The organism is Citrobacter sp. Cb041 (assembly GCF_030336655.1).
GTDB lineage: Bacteria > Pseudomonadota > Gammaproteobacteria > Enterobacterales > Enterobacteriaceae > Citrobacter > Citrobacter braakii.
The window spans coordinates 153,465-170,971 of the sequence record NZ_JAOWDD010000039.1 but is presented as its reverse complement, the minus strand read 5'-3'; the positions used below and the strand labels follow the sequence as shown (position 1 = coordinate 170,971).

The window sequence follows — 17,507 nt, the reverse complement described above, 5'->3', positions numbered from 1 at the left end:
CAGGCTTTTAACAGTCTACACTAGAGACAGGAGGCCCTATGACCCTGTCTTTTACCACCCGCTGGCGTGATGAATTACCAGCAACCTATACAGCACTTTCACCCACTCCCCTGAAAAACGCGCGCCTGATCTGGCATAACGATGCGCTGGCGGAGCAATTAGCTATTCCAGAGACACTATTTGATATTCCAACCGGAGCCGGTGTTTGGGGCGGTGAATCGTTGCTTCCCGGGATGTCGCCTTTAGCGCAAGTTTATAGCGGACATCAATTTGGCGTCTGGGCGGGCCAGCTTGGCGATGGACGCGGGATCCTGTTGGGCGAACAACAGCTCGCTGACGGCTCAACGTGTGACTGGCACCTGAAAGGCGCCGGACTTACGCCTTATTCCCGTATGGGGGATGGTCGCGCCGTACTGCGCTCGACAATTCGCGAAAGCCTGGCCAGCGAAGCGATGCATTACCTGGGAATACCGACCACGCGGGCATTGTCGATTGTTACCAGCGACACGCCGGTGTATCGCGAAACGGTAGAATCAGGGGCGATGCTCATTCGCGTGGCGCAAAGCCATATGCGCTTTGGCCATTTTGAGCATTTTTACTATCGCCGCGAGCCGGAAAAAGTGCGCCAGTTGGCTGACTTTGCGATTCGCTATTATTGGCCGCAATGGCAGGAAGAAGCCGATAAGTATCAGCTGTGGTTTAACGATGTTGTCACGCGTACTGCGACGTTAATCGCGGACTGGCAGGCGGTGGGATTTGCGCATGGTGTCATGAACACCGACAACATGTCGATTCTGGGACTGACGATGGATTACGGTCCATTCGGTTTCCTTGATGACTACGTCCCCGATTTTATCTGCAACCACTCAGACAACCAGGGGCGATACAGTTTCGATAATCAACCGGCCGCGGCGCTTTGGAACCTGCAACGTCTGGCGCAAACTCTGTCGCCATTTATCCCGGTCGAGGCGCTTAATGATGCGCTGGACAGTTATCAACTGGCGCTGTTAACTCGCTACGGTCAGCGGATGCGACAAAAGCTTGGCTTCTTTAGCGAGCAAAAAAACGATAACGAACTGCTTAGTGAACTGTTTAACCTGATGGCGCGGGAAAGAAGCGACTATACGCGAACGTTTCGCATGCTCAGTCAGACGGAACAACACAGCGCGCAATCCCCGCTGCGCGATGAGTTTATCGACCGCGCAGCGTTTGATGACTGGTTCACACGGTATCGCTCACGCCTGCAGCAAGACAACATTGCCGACGCAGTCAGACAAACGCAGATGAAGGCGGCTAATCCGGCGATGGTATTGCGTAACTGGTTGGCGCAACGGGCGATTAATCAGGCAGAGCAGGGGGATTACGCCGAGCTGCATCGGTTACACGAGGCGTTGCGTACCCCATTTGTCGATCGTGATGATGACTATGTCAGCCGTCCACCTGACTGGGGCAAACGGCTGGAAGTGAGCTGTTCAAGCTAAGGGGCCAGAAACACCTGTGGGGAGCCGTTGGCCGGATGCTGGCCAACGTGTACCTGCGCGCCATACCAGCGTTTCAGGTCATCGGCCTGTAACACGGCCTCAGGCGTTCCCTGCGACACCAGCCTGCCGTTGTGCAGCAACACTATTCTGTCTGCCCACAGTGCGGCGAGATTCAGATCGTGAAGCACAATGCACACATGCAGCTCTTGTGAAGCGGTAAGCGTCTTCAGCAAGCGCAACAGATGCTGCTGGTGGTAAAGATCCAGCGCAGAGGTCGGTTCATCAAGGAATAACCAGCCGCGAGGCGCGCCGTCGCACCAAAGTTGCGCCAGTGCACGGGCTAACTGTACTCGCTGTTGTTCGCCGCCGGAAAGCGCGGCGTATTGCCGGCCCGCCAGCGGTGTACATCCGGTCATTTCCATCACCTGAGCGATAAGTCGAGGTTCCGACCGCTGGGTCCAGGGCGCACGCCCCATCGCGATGACGGCCTCTACCGGCCAGTCAAATCCCAGTTGTGTTTGCTGGCGCATCACCGCCCGATGCCGCGACAGTGTTTGGGTATGCCATTCATCCAGCGGTTTACCCGCCAGCACGCAGCGCCCTGTAGCCGGTTTCAGAAAACCGGTCAGCAGGCGCAGCAGGGTGGATTTCCCCGCACCGTTTGGGCCGATGAGCGCCACCAGTTCACCTTTTTCGAGAGCAAGAGTGACGTCGTCAATCACCGCTCTGCCCGCGACGCGATAGTGAAGCCCTTCAGCGATGAAATGTTCAGCCATGAGGTCCTCGCTGACGAAAAATAAGCCATAAAAACCACGGTGCGCCCAGAAGACTGGTTAGCAAACCGACCGGCATTTCCGCAGGCGCAACCGCCGTACGGGCCAGCGTGTCGGCTATCAGCAATAAAAATGCGCCCGCCAGCACGGAACCTGGGATAACGGCCCGATGGTCTGAGCCGAGCCACATGCGCATCAGATGCGGGATAACCAGCCCGATGAAGCCTATTACGCCGCTTACCGCCACGGCTGCGGCAACCAGCAATGCGCTACAAAGTAGCAAAACACGCTGAACGGTACGCACATCTACGCCGAGGTAATGCGCCTCTTCCTCACCTAACTGCAGCAGGTTCAGCGCCGGTGCCAGACGCCAGATGATCAGCACCGTCGGTACAGTCAATGAAGTGACAGCCAGCAGCGTGGACCATTGCGCGGCCCCCAGACTGCCCATCCCCCATAGCGACAGCTGGCGCAGTTGCGCGTCATTACTGACCCACGACAGAACGCCAATCGCCGCCCCGCACAGCGCGTTGATGGCAATACCGACCAACAGCAGACGTGAGAGTGAAGCGTCGCGCTGTTGGCTAAGGATAAAAATAACCACCGTTGCCGCCAGCGCACCGAGAAAAGCGGCCAGCATGGGGGCGTACAGCATCAACAGCGCGGGCAAAGAGACCGGCAGCACTACCCACAGGGCGACGGCGCAGGCGGCACCGCTGCTTATCCCCAGTAATCCCGGATCGGCAAGCGGGTTGCGGAACAGGCCCTGCATCACGCAGCCCGCGAGCGCCAGAGAACCGCCAATCACCAGCGCCAGCAGGACGCGGGGCAGGCGAATGGTGAGCCAGATTTGACGCAGTGCCTCATCACCATCACGCCACAGCAAACTTACCGGCAGGCGCAACGCGCCAAAACCGGTAGCCATGATTGTCATCACGACCAACATGAGTGCGAGTGTCCATAAAGAACAACGGATACGTCGCGACATCAGGGCAATTGCTCTGCTTTAGCGCGAAGCTGCAAAATGGCCTGCGGGGTGCGTACGCTAAAGCCGAGCAGCGCCATATCGTCAACCTGCAATACCTGTTTATTCCGTCCGGCAGGCGTCTGCGCCAGGCCCGGCAGCGCCCACAGGTTATCTTCGCCACCCATCGCCTTAACGCCGTCCTGTGAAATCACCACCAGATCGGGTTGGCTGGCAATGACACCTTCCTGCGACAGCGGCTGATAGCGGTTAACACCCTGCATTGCGTTGCGCAAACCGGCGGCACGAATAGCCGCATCGGCTGCGGTTTGCTGGCCCGCTGCCATCGCGGTCATCCCGCCATGATTGAGAATAAACAACACTCGTTTGTTAAGTTCAGATGACGGCAACGCCGCCAGTTCCTGACGTAAGCGGGTGCGCAGCGTTTCGCCATCGGCCTCCCTATGGGTGGCTTCGGCGATGACGCGAATTTTTTCATCAATCACATTAAGCGCGTTGCTTGCCGGGATCGTCACAACCCTGACGTTGCTCTGTTCGAGCTGTTTTAGCGCCAGAGAGGGCTGCGCCTGCGCGCTGGCAAGGACCAGCGTAGGACGGGTGGCAAGGATCCCTTCGGCGTTGAGTTGGCGCAAATAACCGACATCAGGTAGGGCGTTTGCTGCTTCAGGCCACTGGCTGGTGCTGTCTCGCGCCACAAGGGAAGACTGTGCTCCCAGTGCGTATACAATCTCGGTGACATCGCCACCGAGAGCAACAACCCGTTCCCTGGACGCAGCCATCGCGACGATGGGCAGTAGCGCAATCAGGACCAGCAGTTTTTTCATGCGGCCAGCCCTTTCGGCGTCAGTGCGTCAATTTGCGCGCGCCATTGCGTCTGCTCCGGTTCGCCTTCCGTTCGTTGACCATACAACTGGGCGATTTGCGTGCCGTCGGCAGCAAACAGTTCCAGGCTGGTAACGTGGCCATCGGCGGTCGGTTTGCGCGTCACCCATGTTTCTGCCACGCTCTCTTCCAGCAGGTGTAAGGTAAATGTCGGGTTGAATATATTCAGCCAGCCTTTCATCGGCACCAGTTTTTCTATCACACCGGTAAAAATCTGTACGCAGCCACGATTACCCACAAAGACCATAATTTCATTGCCATCCTGGCGCGCGGTGTCGAGTAACTGCGCCAGAGCGCTATTTGCGACTTTACAGGCCAGATCGTCGCCCACCAGGTTAAAAGCCTGTTGGCGGGTGAGATCGTGGCGTTTCAGCAGACCGAAGAACTGGTGTACATCGGTCATGGCTCGCCACTCTTGATCAACAGTCTGCGCATCGACCGTGACGGTAGCTGGAGTAGAAGGGGTGGCGGGTTGTAGCGCCAGAGGCGGGTTTTCAGCGAAGATGAAACGGGTCAGCAACGCAGCCCATTCCTCAATGAGGGTATTCTGTGTGGCATAGACCTTCAGCAGCGCATCCCCCTGATGGTCAAAGAACTGAATGCTCTGACGCTCGCCGTGGGCGGTTGTTTCGCTGATATGGAACACGCTTGCCCACTGATTGAGGAACAGGCGCAGGTCGAGAGCGCGCGGATTGAGTACCAGTCCGGCATGACCGTTCAGGTGCTGATTGGTAAACGCACCAACCTGCTCATGCACCGCATATTCGTTGCGGCATATACATTTGGTTTCGCCGACGGCTTCCAGTGCGCCGAGGATTTCACGCACTTCGCCCCGTAAGCGCCAGGCGTCATGACCGACGCGCGCGAAGGTCAGTTCGGCTTCGCTAATATTCATCAATCCCGCAATATCACGTGCGTATTTGCCAGGATTTTCTTTCTTCAGTTCCAGCCAGCGTGTGTAATGATTCATTGTCTCTTCCTTCCAGATTGCTGCCCCGGCGAACCGGGGAAAAGTGATTACCACTGATAACTCACGAAAATTTTTCCATTACGACCATCCTGCGGAATGCCCTGCGGCGACCAGTACTCTTTGTCGAAGGCGTTGCCCAGTACCAGCGTGGTGGTCATGCCTTTCAGCGCTTGTTGGCCCTGATAGCTCACGTAGAAATCGTTTACCGCATAACCGGGCTGTTTCGTGTAGCTGCTGCTGATATGCGTTGAACGGTCAGCAAAGGTACCTATCCAGCCAACGGAGAAACCGCTGTGCGCAACCGGTACGTTCAGTTTGCTGGTGACGGTATCCGGGTTAATGCTGGAAATGTATTCGCCGGTGTCTGTATCTTTGCCGCGCGTACGGTTATAGGCCATGTCGAGGCTGAACAGATCGGCGGAATATTTCGCCATCACGTCCCAGCCCCAGATTTTGGCGTTGGGTACGTTATAGGACATGGTTGTCGCGGCGGCAAAGTCGACGCTGGTGGAGATGTAATCTTTCGCTTTGGTGTCGAAATAGCTGGCTTTAAATTCGAGCGCATCGCTCGCCATCAACAGATCGTCAAAGCGCAGGCCAAATCCGTATTCCTGGGTTTCGTTGGTTTCCGGGCGTAGATTAGGGTTTGGCACCCAGTAGTTGGTGTAAAAACGGCCAATCGAGAAGTGTTTCGCATCGTTATACATCTCGCCCATGGTCGGCGCACGGAAGGCCTGAGCGTATGAACCGAACAGCATCAGCCAGTCGGTTGGCGCAACGGTGAGCCCGGCGCGGGACGACCATTTATCGGCATCGACATCTTCATAGCCGTCGCTGCTGCCGCGATAAGAGTCATAACGGGTACCGCCCAGCAGCGTAACTGGCAGGTCGCGCAGGGTGATTTCATCTTGTAGCCAACCGGAGCTGAAATCGATTTTTGCCTCCGGGAAACCGGTGGTTGCGCCGCCTGGCTGTTGTTCCTGACGATAGTATTCCCCGCCGTAGGTCAGCAGGTGAGATGCAAAAGAGTCGGTAAACAGACGGCTGCGGTTGTCGATTTTGCCGCCTTTGGTGGTTTGTTTGCGAAACTCGCCGGTGTTATCCGTGTTTTGCGCATTAATGCGTGCTTCGGACCAGTAGACGCGGGCATCCGCATTCAACCAGTCATTCTCGGCTGGAGCAATCGAGTAGGTCAGTTGCGCGTCGCGCTGGATGGTTGAGCGATCGGTCATCGGGTTGCTGGTGGCATCCGCTGCGCTGGTTTGCGGGTTTTTAGGTTCACGGGCGTCATTGTTGTAGTAACGCAGCGAGCCGGCCAGCGTCTGGGCGCTGTCAATTTTCCAGCTGCCTTTCGCCAGCATATTGTTAATCGCTTCGTCGTTTGGTGCCGTAGTACCGTTGCTCTGGCGCAAATCACCGCGATCGCGACTGGACCAGGCAAGCAGTCCGTCCAGCGTATCGCTGCGACCAAACGCGCTGGCGCCCATACCGAGGCTGTGATCGCCGGTTGCCGCGGTACCGAACACGCGATAACCGCTGTTTTGTCCGGCTTCCAGCAGATCTTTGGCATCCGCAGTGTCATAGGCGATCACTCCACCTAACGCGCCGCTACCGTACAGCAGTGCAGAAGGGCCACGGACGACCTCGATGCGTTTGATCAGCGCCGGATCGAGGAAGGTACTGTTCAGGTGTCCGGTGTCGGTTCCCTGACGAACGCCATCAACCAGCACCAGAACGCCACGTCGATCGTAGCCGCGCAGATTCACGTCCTGGCCGTTAGTGCGACCGGTGCCGTCAAGGGTCAGGCCCGGAACCGTACGCAACAGGTCGGCTGCTGAGCTGGCGGTCTGGTTTTCCGGCGCGGTGGCATCAATCACGCTGACCATCATCGGTGCTTCAAAAGCACTACGGGCATTGCCGGTAGCGGTGACGGTCATATCTTCTACAGCCGCATACGCGACGGCGGGCAGGTTACTGATAATCGCCAGCGCCAAGAGCGAAGGGCGCAGGGATGCAGTGTGCAGGTGTGGCATAGCAACTCTCCATTAGGAAATCGAAAAGCGCTGGCTGCCTGGGTACTACCTGGGTGGCTGGCGAAAAGTGGTGTTTATTTGGTCAGAATGAGTTTTCCGGCTTGTGTCTGGCGCAGCAGATAGAGCTGACCATCGTGTTCTATGATCACGCGCCCCTCTTTGCCCAGCAGACTTTTACTGTCAATTCGGCGCTCGTTTGGCGCGACGGCAGGCGGTGTTTTTTCTTTTGCGGGCGTTGTTGTGTTATCCATACGTGAATAGTTTTTAAAAATAACAATCAATTTAACAATGATAATCATTATCATCAAACTGCAAAATTGCGGCAAGCCTTTTTGTGAAATAATTGTGACGAGAATAGATTTTGTACAATAAGGAGGGGGAAAACAAAGGATTAGCACCGGGCAACGTGATGTTACCCGGCGAACAGCATTAAAAACGGCTATCAACCGCAGAGGCGAGTTTTTCAACCAGCAGTTCAGTATCTTCCCAGTTCAGGCACGGGTCGGTAATGGACTGGCCGTAAACCAGCGGCTGGCCGCTAACGATTTTTTGCGTACCTTCACGCAGGAAACTCTCCGCCATAATCCCGGCAATCGCCGTCGAACCATTGCGAATTTGCTGGCACACATCATCACAAACGTCCAACTGACGACGATGCTGCTTCTGGCAATTGCCATGGCTAAAATCGACCACCAGATGTTCAGGCAGGGAAAATTCGTGCAGGGTATCGCAGGCGGCGGCAATATCTTCAGCATAATAATTCGGCTTTTTACCGCCGCGCATGATGATATGCCCGTAAGGATTGCCGCTGGTCTGATAAATGGTCATCTGGCCGGTTTTATCCGGAGAGAGGAACATATGGCTGGCACGGGAGGCGCGAATCGCATCGACGGCAATACGCGTATTGCCATCCGTACCGTTTTTAAAGCCGACCGGGCAGGAAAGCGCAGAGGCCATTTCACGGTGGATCTGGCTTTCGGTGGTGCGTGCGCCAATGGCTCCCCAACTGATTAAATCGGCAATAAACTGACCGGTCACCATGTCGAGGAATTCTGTTGCCGTGGGTACGCCCAGTTCATTGACCTGCAACAGCAGTTTGCGCGCCAGTTCAATGCCGTGGTTCACGCGGTAGCTGCCGTTTAAATCCGGGTCGGAAATTAAGCCTTTCCAGCCCACTACGGTGCGCGGTTTTTCAAAATAAGTGCGCATCACGATTTCCAGACGCGCCTGATGTTTTTCGCGCAGCGCCTGTAAACGCGTCGCGTATTCCATGGCGGCATCAAGATCGTGAATCGAGCAGGGACCTACGATCACCAGTAAACGAGCGTCTTCACCATTTAATATTTTTTCTATCCGGCGTCGGGAGTCCGTAACATGACGGGCGACGGAGGACGAAACAGGATGCCGTTGCGCAAGCTCTGCTGGAGTGACCAGGTTGTCAATACGCGCAGTACGGAGTTCATCGGTTCTGTTCATTACTTGTCTCAGAAATTTGTTGCTTCAACGGCAGGACTACCGGGAAGTGATGTATATCACAATATCATACTCATCCTGCCTGGTGGCGAGCATAATAACAAAAAATCGAACCAATGCACTAGCATTCTAGTACATGCGGCGATTCAGCCCCATGATGTCGAGGATCTTGGTAGCAATCTCTTCTACCGAATAATTGGTACTGTTCAGCCATGGGATCTGGTTTTTCCGGTATAGCGCTTCCACCTCAGCAACCTCCATCCGGCACTGGCGCATCGAGGCGTAGCGGCTGTTTTCCCGGCGCTCTTCGCGGATGGCTGCCAGGCGCTCAGGGTCGATGGTCAGGCCGAACAATTTATGCTGTAACGGCTTCAGGGACGCTGGCAGCACCAGATTATCCATATCATCGGCAATAAAGGGGTAGTTGGCCGCGCGAATGCCAAACTGCATGGCCAGATACAAACTGGTCGGGGTTTTACCGCAACGGGAAACGCCAAGCAGGATCACCTGTGCCTGATCGAGGTTGCGCAACGAAATGCCGTCGTCATGGGCGAGGGTATAATCAATGGCGGCAATGCGCGCGTCGTACTTGTTAAGGTTGCCGGGGTTCAGGCCGTGGGTACGATGGGCGATCGGCGTAGGATCGAGCTTCATCTCTTGCTGCAGTGGGGCAACCAACGCCTGCACGATATCCTGACAAAATCCTTCGCTTTGCAAAATGATCGAGCGAATTTCCGGCAAAACGATAGAGTAAAACACCAAAGGGCGCACGCCAGTTTGTTGATAGATCGCGTCAATCTGGTCTTTGACCGCTCGCGCACGACTCTCATTTTCCACAAACGGCAGCGTAATGCTGCTGATCGTAACCGGAAATTGCGACATTACCGCGTGGCCCAATACCTCGGCGGTGATGGCCGTACCATCAGAAATATAAAATACGTGACGATCAACAGCATTATCCATTTTGCTCATCCTGGGGCTGACATAATTCTCTGAAAGCATAAATTAAAATTCGCCAGAAGCGAATATTGCTGCATCTATTTTGTAAAATGAAACGGTATTTTTATATTTACTGAAAAGTACATTTCATTTTTCGGAACAAATGTTTATACCGGTAGTTTTTGTGGTGATCCCCTGTGGCTCGCGGGTTTGCGCAAATGCGGAAACAATCTGAAAAAATAAAAAATAAAGTTGCTTGAACGATTCACCGTTTTTTTCGCTGAAGTAAATATGCAAAGATAATTACGCAAAATTGAGTTTCCTAACCTCGTTCATATATAAGGATTGTTCGATGTCCAACAATGGCTCGTCACCGCTGGTGCTTTGGTATAACCAACTCGGCATGAATGATGTAGACAGAGTTGGGGGCAAAAATGCCTCCCTGGGTGAAATGATTACTAACCTTTCCGGTATGGGTGTTTCCGTACCGAATGGTTTTGCAACGACCGCCGATGCGTTTAACCAGTTTCTGGACCAGAGCGGTGTAAACCAGCGCATTTATGAGCTGCTGGATAAAACGGATATTGACGATGTCACCGAGCTTGCGAAAGCCGGCGCACAGATCCGCCAGTGGATTATCGACACTCCTTTCCAGCCGGAGCTGGAAAATGCCGTCCGCGATGCCTACGCGCAGTTGTCAGCAGACGATGCCCATGCCTCTTTTGCCGTGCGCTCTTCCGCCACCGCAGAAGATATGCCAGATGCGTCATTTGCCGGTCAGCAGGAAACCTTCCTCAACGTCCAGGGATTTGATGCCGTACTGGTTGCTATCAAACACGTCTTTGCCTCGCTGTTTAACGACCGTGCAATCTCTTATCGCGTTCACCAGGGTTATGACCATCGTGGCGTGGCGCTCTCTGCTGGCGTTCAGCGGATGGTGCGCTCAGACCTCGCGTCTTCCGGCGTAATGTTCTCCATCGATACCGAATCCGGTTTCGATCAGGTGGTGTTCATCACTTCCGCATGGGGCCTCGGCGAGATGGTTGTGCAGGGTGCCGTTAACCCGGATGAATTCTACGTGCACAAACCGACTCTGGCGGCAAACCGTCCGGCGATCGTCCGTCGCACAATGGGTTCGAAAAAAATCCGTATGGTCTACGCGCCAACCCAGGAACACGGCAAGCAGGTGACGATTGAAGATGTACCGCAGGAGCAGCGCGACATTTTCTCCCTGACCAACGAAGAAGTGCAGGAGCTGGCGAAGCAGGCGGTACAGATCGAGAAGCACTACGGTCGTCCGATGGACATCGAATGGGCGAAAGACGGTCATACCGGCAAGCTGTTCATTGTGCAGGCGCGTCCGGAAACCGTGCGCTCGCGCGGCCAGGTGATGGAGCGTTATACGCTGCATGCTCAGGGTAAAATTATTGCTGAAGGTCGTGCTATCGGTCACCGCATTGGCGCGGGTCCGGTCAAAGTCATTCAGGACATCAGCGAAATGAACCGTATCGAACCTGGCGACGTCCTGGTTACCGACATGACCGACCCGGACTGGGAACCGATCATGAAGAAAGCGGCGGCGATTGTCACCAACCGTGGCGGTCGTACCTGCCACGCGGCGATCATTGCCCGTGAACTGGGGATCCCGGCCGTGGTTGGCTGTGGTGATGCCACCGAGCGTATGAAGGACGGTGAGAAAGTCACTGTCTCCTGTGCCGAGGGCGATACCGGTTATGTTTATGCTGAGATGCTCGACTTCAGCGTGAAGAGTTCCAGCGTGGAAACCATGCCGGATCTGCCGTTGAAGGTGATGATGAACGTGGGTAACCCGGACCGGGCTTTCGACTTCGCCTGTCTGCCAAACGAAGGTGTCGGCCTGGCGCGTCTGGAATTTATCATCAACCGCATGATTGGCGTACACCCGCGTGCGTTGTTGGAGTTCGATGACCAGACGCCTGAGCTGCAAAACGAAATCCGCGGCATGATGAAAGGTTTTGATTCCCCGCGTGAATTCTACGTTGGTCGTCTGACGGAAGGGATCGCTACTCTGGGCGCGGCGTTCTATCCAAAACGCGTTATCGTGCGTATGTCAGACTTTAAGTCCAACGAATATGCCAACCTCGTCGGCGGTGAGCGTTATGAGCCGCATGAAGAGAACCCGATGCTGGGCTTCCGCGGGGCGGGCCGTTACATTGCTGATAGCTTCCGCGACTGTTTCGCGCTGGAATGTGACGCAGTGAAACGTGTCCGTAACGATATGGGCCTGACTAACGTTGAAGTGATGGTCCCGTTTGTACGTACCGTTGCCCAGGCGAAAGCGGTAGTGGAAGAGCTGGCGCGTCAGGGGCTGAAACGCGGTGAGAACGGACTGAAGATCATCATGATGTGCGAGATCCCGTCCAACGCCTTGCTGGCCGAACAGTTCCTTGAGTACTTTGACGGTTTCTCCATCGGTTCAAACGACATGACGCAGCTGGCGCTGGGACTGGACCGTGACTCTGGTGTGGTTTCTGAACTGTTTGACGAGCGTAACGACGCGGTGAAAGCGCTGCTGTCGATGGCGATTCGTGCAGCCAAGAAGCAGGGCAAATACGTGGGTATTTGCGGTCAGGGTCCATCCGATCACGAAGACTTCGCCGCCTGGTTGATGGAAGAGGGGATCGACAGTCTGTCGCTGAACCCGGACACCGTCGTGCAGACCTGGCTGAGCCTGGCTGAACTGAAGAAGTAACATCATGCCGGATGGTGGCGTAAATGCCTTATCCGGCCTACGGTTAGTATGCAACGTAGGCCGGATTAGAGGTGTTAGCATCGCCATCCGGTACTTTACCCTTCAACGCTTTCCACACTCTCCACGCTTAAACGCTGAATGATATCCTGACGCAGCTGGTATTTTTGTACCTTGCCGGACGCCGTGCGCGGTAACGTTTCGACAATGACGATGTGTTCCGGATATTTATACTTTGCCACCCGTTTGCGGCTAAAAAAGGCCACCACTGATTCCAGCGACAGCGAATGATGCGGCGGTTTCAGCACCACATAAGCGCACGACCGTTCACCTAACCGATCGTCTGGCATCGCGACAACGCAGGCATCATGAATGCGCGGATGCTGCAATAAAATATCCTCCACTTCGCGGCTGCTGATGTTTTCCCCTCCGCGCACAATAATATCTTTTTTACGCCCGGTAATTTTGATGTATCCCGCTTCGTCCATGCGGCATAAGTCGCCACTGTAATACCAGCCATCTTTGTCCAGCGCGCGGGCGGTCAGTTCAGGCTCATCGAGGTAGCCCATAAAAACATTGGGGCCACGCGAGGCTTCTTCACCTTCGATCCCTGCAGGCAACGTATTGCGCGCTTCATCGACGACTTTAATTTCCACGCCTGCGGCGGCATATCCATCGGTGTTCATCATGCGTGAAAGTGAATCGTCGAGATTGACCAGCGCATGCGGCGAGCTCTCCGTCGAACCATAGATGCTTAACAATTTAATGCCGCGCTGTTGGCAGTCACGGGCAATCTTTTGCGGAATCGTGGTGCCACCGCATAAGAAAAAACGTAGTGATGTGAGATCACAGGGCCGTTTTTCCAGGCTACACAACATGTCGTAGACGAAGGGGGTTGCACCGAGCACGCAGGTACAGCGTTGTTGCTCGAGCAGTTCAAGACAGGCGGTTGGGGTGAATATATCCAACAATACGCTGCGTGCGCCGATTAAAAACGGCGCGGTAACGCCATGCAAAAAACCGGTAGCGTGTCCCAGTGGGGCAGGCATCAAAAACACATCCTGCCAGGTGAGATTGAGTCGGGCACAGTAGGCGCGTTCGCTGGCAAGGATATTGTTGTGGGTTAACATTACGCCTTTCGGCATTCCCTCGGTCCCGGAGGTAAACAGCACGGCAGCCAGTTCATCGGCGTGAACGTTAATAACCTGGGTTAATGGCTGAGCCTGAAGCAGTTGGCTGAACGCCAGCGAGGCGGTGGCCGGTGCCAGTTTATCTACGGCGACAATCTGTTGCAGATGCGGCAACTGGTTTTGCAAGGGGAGGATCAGATCAACCGGTCGGGTCTGTTTAAACAACGTCGGTGCGAAAAAAATCTTCGCTTTGCATTTGTTCAGTACCCACACCAGTTCCGCTTCGCGCCAGGCAGGCAGCAGTGGTACGGAAACGGCCCCGGTTTTCAGGCAGGCCAGGTAGATAATGGTGAACTCGCACCAGCCAGGCAACTGAAAGGCAATGCGATCGCCGGGTTGGATCCCGCAGGCTACAAACCAGGTTGCCAGACTGCTGGCAGCATCGTCGAGTGCAGCGTAGGTATATGAAGCGCCATGATTATCAACCACGGCGATTTTATCCGGCATGGCTCTGGCGGTTTGGTGCCAGTAATCGCCAAGCGAAGCATCTCCCCATAAACCCAGTTGTCGCCAGACCTGGCGACGTTCGGCGTTAAACGTAAGTGTGATACTCATGAAGTTATTCCCAGGATTATTTCGGCATACATCTGACCGGATGGCCAGGCGGGGCCAATCCGGCGTACAACATGCAAAATCCGTTAGCCGTAGCGGAAATCAACGCCAAATGTTCCGAGCGGGTATTCCCATTGTGTGAGGATCGTGTCACCGCACAGCACCCGGCAGGTGCCGCACTCCAGGCAGCCTGCGGAATCAAAATGAATATTTCCACTCTCATCCTGTTTATACAGTCCGGCGGGGCAGGCTTTCAGCAACTTGCGAAATTCATTAAGGTCGGGATGTTCAGCCAGAATGATGTGCGGGTGGCCTTCATCAACATTAAATTTATTGACGCCCAGTTTGACGTCGACGTTAACGTTAGTGTCCTGATTCATAGTGCGGTGGCCCCCTTGATGCCGTCTTTCAGTAAGTTTATCAGCCCAATTTGCCTGGCATGGGACATGATCATCTTGCGAACGGGCTGATTTGGGCTTCCGTCGACGGTAAACATATCGTTCATGATATCGGCCACCATACGGGGATACTGGGTGAACAGGCGCGGGTTTTCCATCAGCGCCGGGATCTTGCGAAAATGCTGCAAATCACGCATCACACAGCCCTGTTCGAGGGCACGTTTGTAATCCATCAGGCTACTGGCCGAGTAATCCTGGCGTTCTTTTGCTGCAATGGCTGTTTGGGCGGCGGCTTCTGCGGAAGCTATCGCCAAATCCATGCCGCGCACGGTATAACCCAGATTCAGACAGAAACCAGCGGCATCGCCGACGATCATTACCCCGTCATCAACCAGTTTCGGAACCATTGCCAGACCGCCTTCCGGTACCATATGTGCGGAATACTCCAGCAGTTCACCGCCGGCAATCAGCGGACGAATAGTCGGGTGTCGCTTAAAGTCTTCCAGCATTTGCGGAATGCTTTTCGTGGCATGGGCAATATCCCCCAGACCACACACTAGGCCCAGAGAGATGGAATCCTGGTTGGTATACAGAAATCCGCCTCCCATCAGTCCATCAGACGGTGAGCCTGCGAACAGCCAGGCTGCACCTTCGTTGCCTGACAGATTGAACCGATCCGCAATCACCGCCGACGGTAAGCCGATCAGCTCTTTTACGCCAACGGCATAGTGCTGCGCAGAAGAGGGGGGAACCATTCCCAGCGACCGTCCCAGCATAGAATTAACGCCATCGGCTAGGATGACAATATTGGCTTCAAGGATATCGTCCCCGGCTTGCACTCCGGTGACCTTATTGCCTTCGCGAATTAGCGCGTCGACGCGCACGCCGGGGATGAACTGCACGCCAGCCTGTTCCGCTTTTTCCATTAGCCATGGGTCAAGCCGGTTGCGCAAAACGGTATAAGAGTCCTGCGCTGGCGCGTTGTCTTTTTCACGATGGAAGTCGAGGGTAACGGCGCTCTCTTCGGTCAGGAAGGAGATTTTTTCGCGGGTGACTTTACGTTCGAGAGGCGCTTCCTGCGCGAATCCGGGCATGATGCGCTCAAGGCTGTGCGCGTAGAGTCTCCCGCCGGTCATATTTTTACTGCCCGCACTGTTGCCGCGCTCGATGACCAGTACGTCCAGTCCGGCCCGGGCCATAACGTAACCTGCCATTGTACCCGCTACACCAGCACCGACCACAATGGCATCAAATTTTTCATCTGACATGCTTTATGCTCCTTTCCCGCCGCGAGGGCAGCGGGAGATGTGCGTTAACGGGATTAGCGGCTGAGATGGTCGATAAGGGCCGGAACCACTTTGTAGATGTCGCCCACCAGACCGTAATCGGCGTAATTGAAAATAGGGGCTTTTTTATCTTTGTTGATGGCGACAATGACTTTCGCGCCGTTACCGCCGACCATATGCTGAATTTGTCCTGAGATGCCCAGCGTGAGATACAGGTCTGATTTCAATAACACGCCAGAAACGCCAATGTAGCGTTCGCGTTCCATCCAGTTTTCGCCTTCGGCAATCGGTCGTGAACAACCCACTTCAGCACCCAGCACCGATGCCAGTTGGCGCACCATTTCCAGATCGTTTTGCGCCACCAGGCCGCGACCCACACCCACCACGCGCCTGGCTTTGCTGAGATCCACGCTGCTCACGGATTTGGCGCGACGCTCCAGGCACATCACTTCATGGTGCGGCGCGATGTACGTTGCTGAGACAACCGGGCAGTTGTGCGAGGCGTTTTCCGCGACCGGTTCAAGCAGGCCTGGAGCAAGCGTGATAATCGCCAGCGTACTTTTGATTTTTTCTTTGCCAAAGGCCAGACCACCATACATCCGGTGTTCGGCGAACAAAATGCCTGCATCCAGCGTTACCGATGTGGCGTCGTTCACCATCGCTGCGTTGAGCTGAATGCTTAAGCGTGCGCCAAGGGATTTGGCTCGTTTAGTCGCGGACATCAGCAGCAGCCCGGCGTGTTCCTGCATCAGGGCGGCGATGGTCTCAGCGTAATTTTCAACACGCTGTAAACCGGAGGTTGCGTCGAGCACGACTATCTTATCGGCGCCCAGGGCTTGCAACTGATTGGCCTGGTCGCTGCCTTGTACGATAAGGTGTACCTGCTCACCCCACAGGCGAGCGCCGGCCATTAATTCTGCATAGCGTTCTACGTTATCGCTGAACACCCAGACGTTGGCTAATTTACTCATGATGATTTCTCTCCGTTGGGCTTAGTTCAGGGCTTTTTTCAGGTGTTCAGCCAGTTCGGCAATGGCTTCTGCTGAGTCATTTTCCAGAATGATGTGCTGACGTTCGGTTTGCGGCGGCACGGTGAGGCTCACCAGCTCCGCTAACGGTGACGCAGGTATCCAACCAATATCGCTGGCTTGCCACGGGGTGACCGGTTTTTTACCCGCGCCCAGAATCGCCTTCATCGAGGGAATACGCGGTGTGTTGATATCCGACGTCACGCACAGTACGGCGGGGAGCGGCAGATCAATTACTTCGACTTCATCTTCAAGCGTGCGCTCAACCACAAGGCGGTCGCCGTTACGTTGGATGCTGCTGACGGCATTAATCACCGGGAGCTGTAATAGTTCCCCAACCAGTAAGCCGACCTGCTGCGCGTAGATATCCCCCGATCCTTCACCGAACAGCATCAGGTCGAAATCCATATTTTTGGCCGCACAGGCCAGCGCCTGAGCGGTATCCCGGGGTAATGAATGCTCCAGTTGTGGATCCTGCATCATATACAAACTGTCCGGCCCGCGGGACAGCACGTCTTTACGCACTTTGGAGTTTTGTAGTAGCGACCCGCCCACCGTTAAGGCGACGATTTCATCACCCTCTGCGCTAAGCTGCGCTGCGGCCTCTATCGCATTTAAGTCAAACTGGCTAATTTTGGCATCGGCCCGGTCAAAGTTAAGCGAGCGCTGTGGGGTAACAACAATGTCCTGTTCTTCAGGCACCAACTTAAAGCAGGTTATTATTTTCATGGCATCTCCAGTGATTCTCGTGTGGATGATGACGTGGTGCGTCATTATCGACAGTAGGGA

The 17,507-nt window shown here is 55.0% G+C and carries 15 protein-coding genes; 2 read left to right on the top strand and 13 right to left on the bottom strand.

Annotated features, from left to right (window positions below):
* Positions 1 to 38 precede the first annotated feature (38 nt).
* Positions 39 to 1,481 carry a protein adenylyltransferase SelO gene (selO, locus tag OGV52_RS13765; protein ID WP_047500304.1) on the top strand — a complete coding sequence of 481 codons (1,443 nt, stop codon included), beginning with the start codon at positions 39 to 41 and terminating at the stop codon, positions 1,479 to 1,481.
* On the opposite strand, the gene OGV52_RS13760 is transcribed toward selO, so the two are convergent.
* The 8 genes from OGV52_RS13760 to ppsR all read right to left on the bottom strand — a co-directional run bounded on the left by OGV52_RS13760 (position 1,478) and on the right by ppsR (position 9,560).
* Positions 1,478 to 2,257 (bottom strand): heme ABC transporter ATP-binding protein, encoded by a 780-nt coding sequence (locus OGV52_RS13760; RefSeq protein ID WP_047358878.1) that lies wholly within the window; start codon positions 2,255 to 2,257, stop codon positions 1,478 to 1,480. The genes selO and OGV52_RS13760 overlap by 4 nt on opposite strands.
* Complete coding sequence (locus OGV52_RS13755; RefSeq protein ID WP_287108653.1) at positions 2,250 to 3,242, bottom strand: FecCD family ABC transporter permease; 993 nt, start codon at positions 3,240 to 3,242, stop codon at positions 2,250 to 2,252. The genes OGV52_RS13760 and OGV52_RS13755 overlap by 8 nt, the downstream gene beginning before the upstream one ends.
* The gene (locus tag OGV52_RS13750; RefSeq protein WP_101700822.1) at positions 3,242 to 4,063 is read right to left on the bottom strand and encodes a heme/hemin ABC transporter substrate-binding protein; all 822 of its coding nucleotides are present in this window, start codon (positions 4,061 to 4,063) and stop codon (positions 3,242 to 3,244) included. Before OGV52_RS13750 ends, OGV52_RS13755 begins: the two co-directional genes overlap by 1 nt.
* Complete coding sequence (gene chuS, locus OGV52_RS13745) at positions 4,060 to 5,091, bottom strand: hematinate-forming heme oxygenase ChuS (protein WP_259686187.1); 1,032 nt, start codon at positions 5,089 to 5,091, stop codon at positions 4,060 to 4,062. The genes OGV52_RS13750 and chuS overlap by 4 nt, the downstream gene beginning before the upstream one ends.
* A 47-nt stretch (positions 5,092 to 5,138) precedes the next feature.
* A complete protein-coding gene (locus OGV52_RS13740; protein ID WP_287108651.1) occupies positions 5,139 to 7,124 on the bottom strand; it encodes a TonB-dependent hemoglobin/transferrin/lactoferrin family receptor in 1,986 nt (661 codons plus the stop codon).
* Between the two features lie 74 nt (positions 7,125 to 7,198).
* Positions 7,199 to 7,429 (bottom strand): hemin uptake protein HemP, encoded by a 231-nt coding sequence (gene hemP, locus OGV52_RS13735; protein ID WP_016156349.1) that lies wholly within the window; start codon positions 7,427 to 7,429, stop codon positions 7,199 to 7,201.
* Between the two features lie 124 nt (positions 7,430 to 7,553).
* Entirely contained in the window at positions 7,554 to 8,600 is a 1,047-nt protein-coding gene (gene aroH, locus OGV52_RS13730) for a 3-deoxy-7-phosphoheptulonate synthase AroH (protein WP_016152883.1), read from the bottom strand.
* A 126-nt stretch (positions 8,601 to 8,726) separates the two neighbouring features.
* Entirely contained in the window at positions 8,727 to 9,560 is an 834-nt protein-coding gene (gene ppsR, locus OGV52_RS13725) for a posphoenolpyruvate synthetase regulatory kinase/phosphorylase PpsR (protein ID WP_016152884.1), read from the bottom strand.
* A gap of 328 nt (positions 9,561 to 9,888) precedes the next feature.
* Between ppsR and ppsA the strand changes: the two genes are divergently transcribed.
* On the top strand, positions 9,889 to 12,267 hold the full coding sequence (ppsA, locus tag OGV52_RS13720; protein ID WP_019076667.1) for a phosphoenolpyruvate synthase: 2,379 nt from the start codon (positions 9,889 to 9,891) through the stop codon (positions 12,265 to 12,267).
* A gap of 95 nt (positions 12,268 to 12,362) precedes the next feature.
* On the opposite strand, the gene fadK is transcribed toward ppsA, so the two are convergent.
* The 5 genes from fadK to OGV52_RS13695 all read right to left on the bottom strand — a co-directional run bounded on the left by fadK (position 12,363) and on the right by OGV52_RS13695 (position 17,447).
* Positions 12,363 to 14,009, bottom strand: coding sequence for a medium-chain fatty-acid--CoA ligase (gene fadK / locus OGV52_RS13715; protein ID WP_287108649.1), 1,647 nt, complete (start codon positions 14,007 to 14,009; stop codon positions 12,363 to 12,365).
* A gap of 83 nt (positions 14,010 to 14,092) precedes the next feature.
* Entirely contained in the window at positions 14,093 to 14,386 is a 294-nt protein-coding gene (locus tag OGV52_RS13710) for a ferredoxin family protein (protein ID WP_016152887.1), read from the bottom strand.
* Positions 14,383 to 15,672 (bottom strand): FAD-dependent oxidoreductase, encoded by a 1,290-nt coding sequence (locus tag OGV52_RS13705; RefSeq protein ID WP_181220497.1) that lies wholly within the window; start codon positions 15,670 to 15,672, stop codon positions 14,383 to 14,385. The genes OGV52_RS13710 and OGV52_RS13705 overlap by 4 nt, the downstream gene beginning before the upstream one ends.
* Before the next feature lie 53 nt (positions 15,673 to 15,725).
* The gene (locus tag OGV52_RS13700) at positions 15,726 to 16,661 is read right to left on the bottom strand and encodes an electron transfer flavoprotein subunit alpha (RefSeq protein ID WP_109017539.1); all 936 of its coding nucleotides are present in this window, start codon (positions 16,659 to 16,661) and stop codon (positions 15,726 to 15,728) included.
* A 21-nt stretch (positions 16,662 to 16,682) separates the two neighbouring features.
* On the bottom strand, positions 16,683 to 17,447 hold the full coding sequence (locus tag OGV52_RS13695; RefSeq protein WP_287108647.1) for an electron transfer flavoprotein: 765 nt from the start codon (positions 17,445 to 17,447) through the stop codon (positions 16,683 to 16,685).
* Between the last annotated feature and the right edge of the window lie 60 nt (positions 17,448 to 17,507).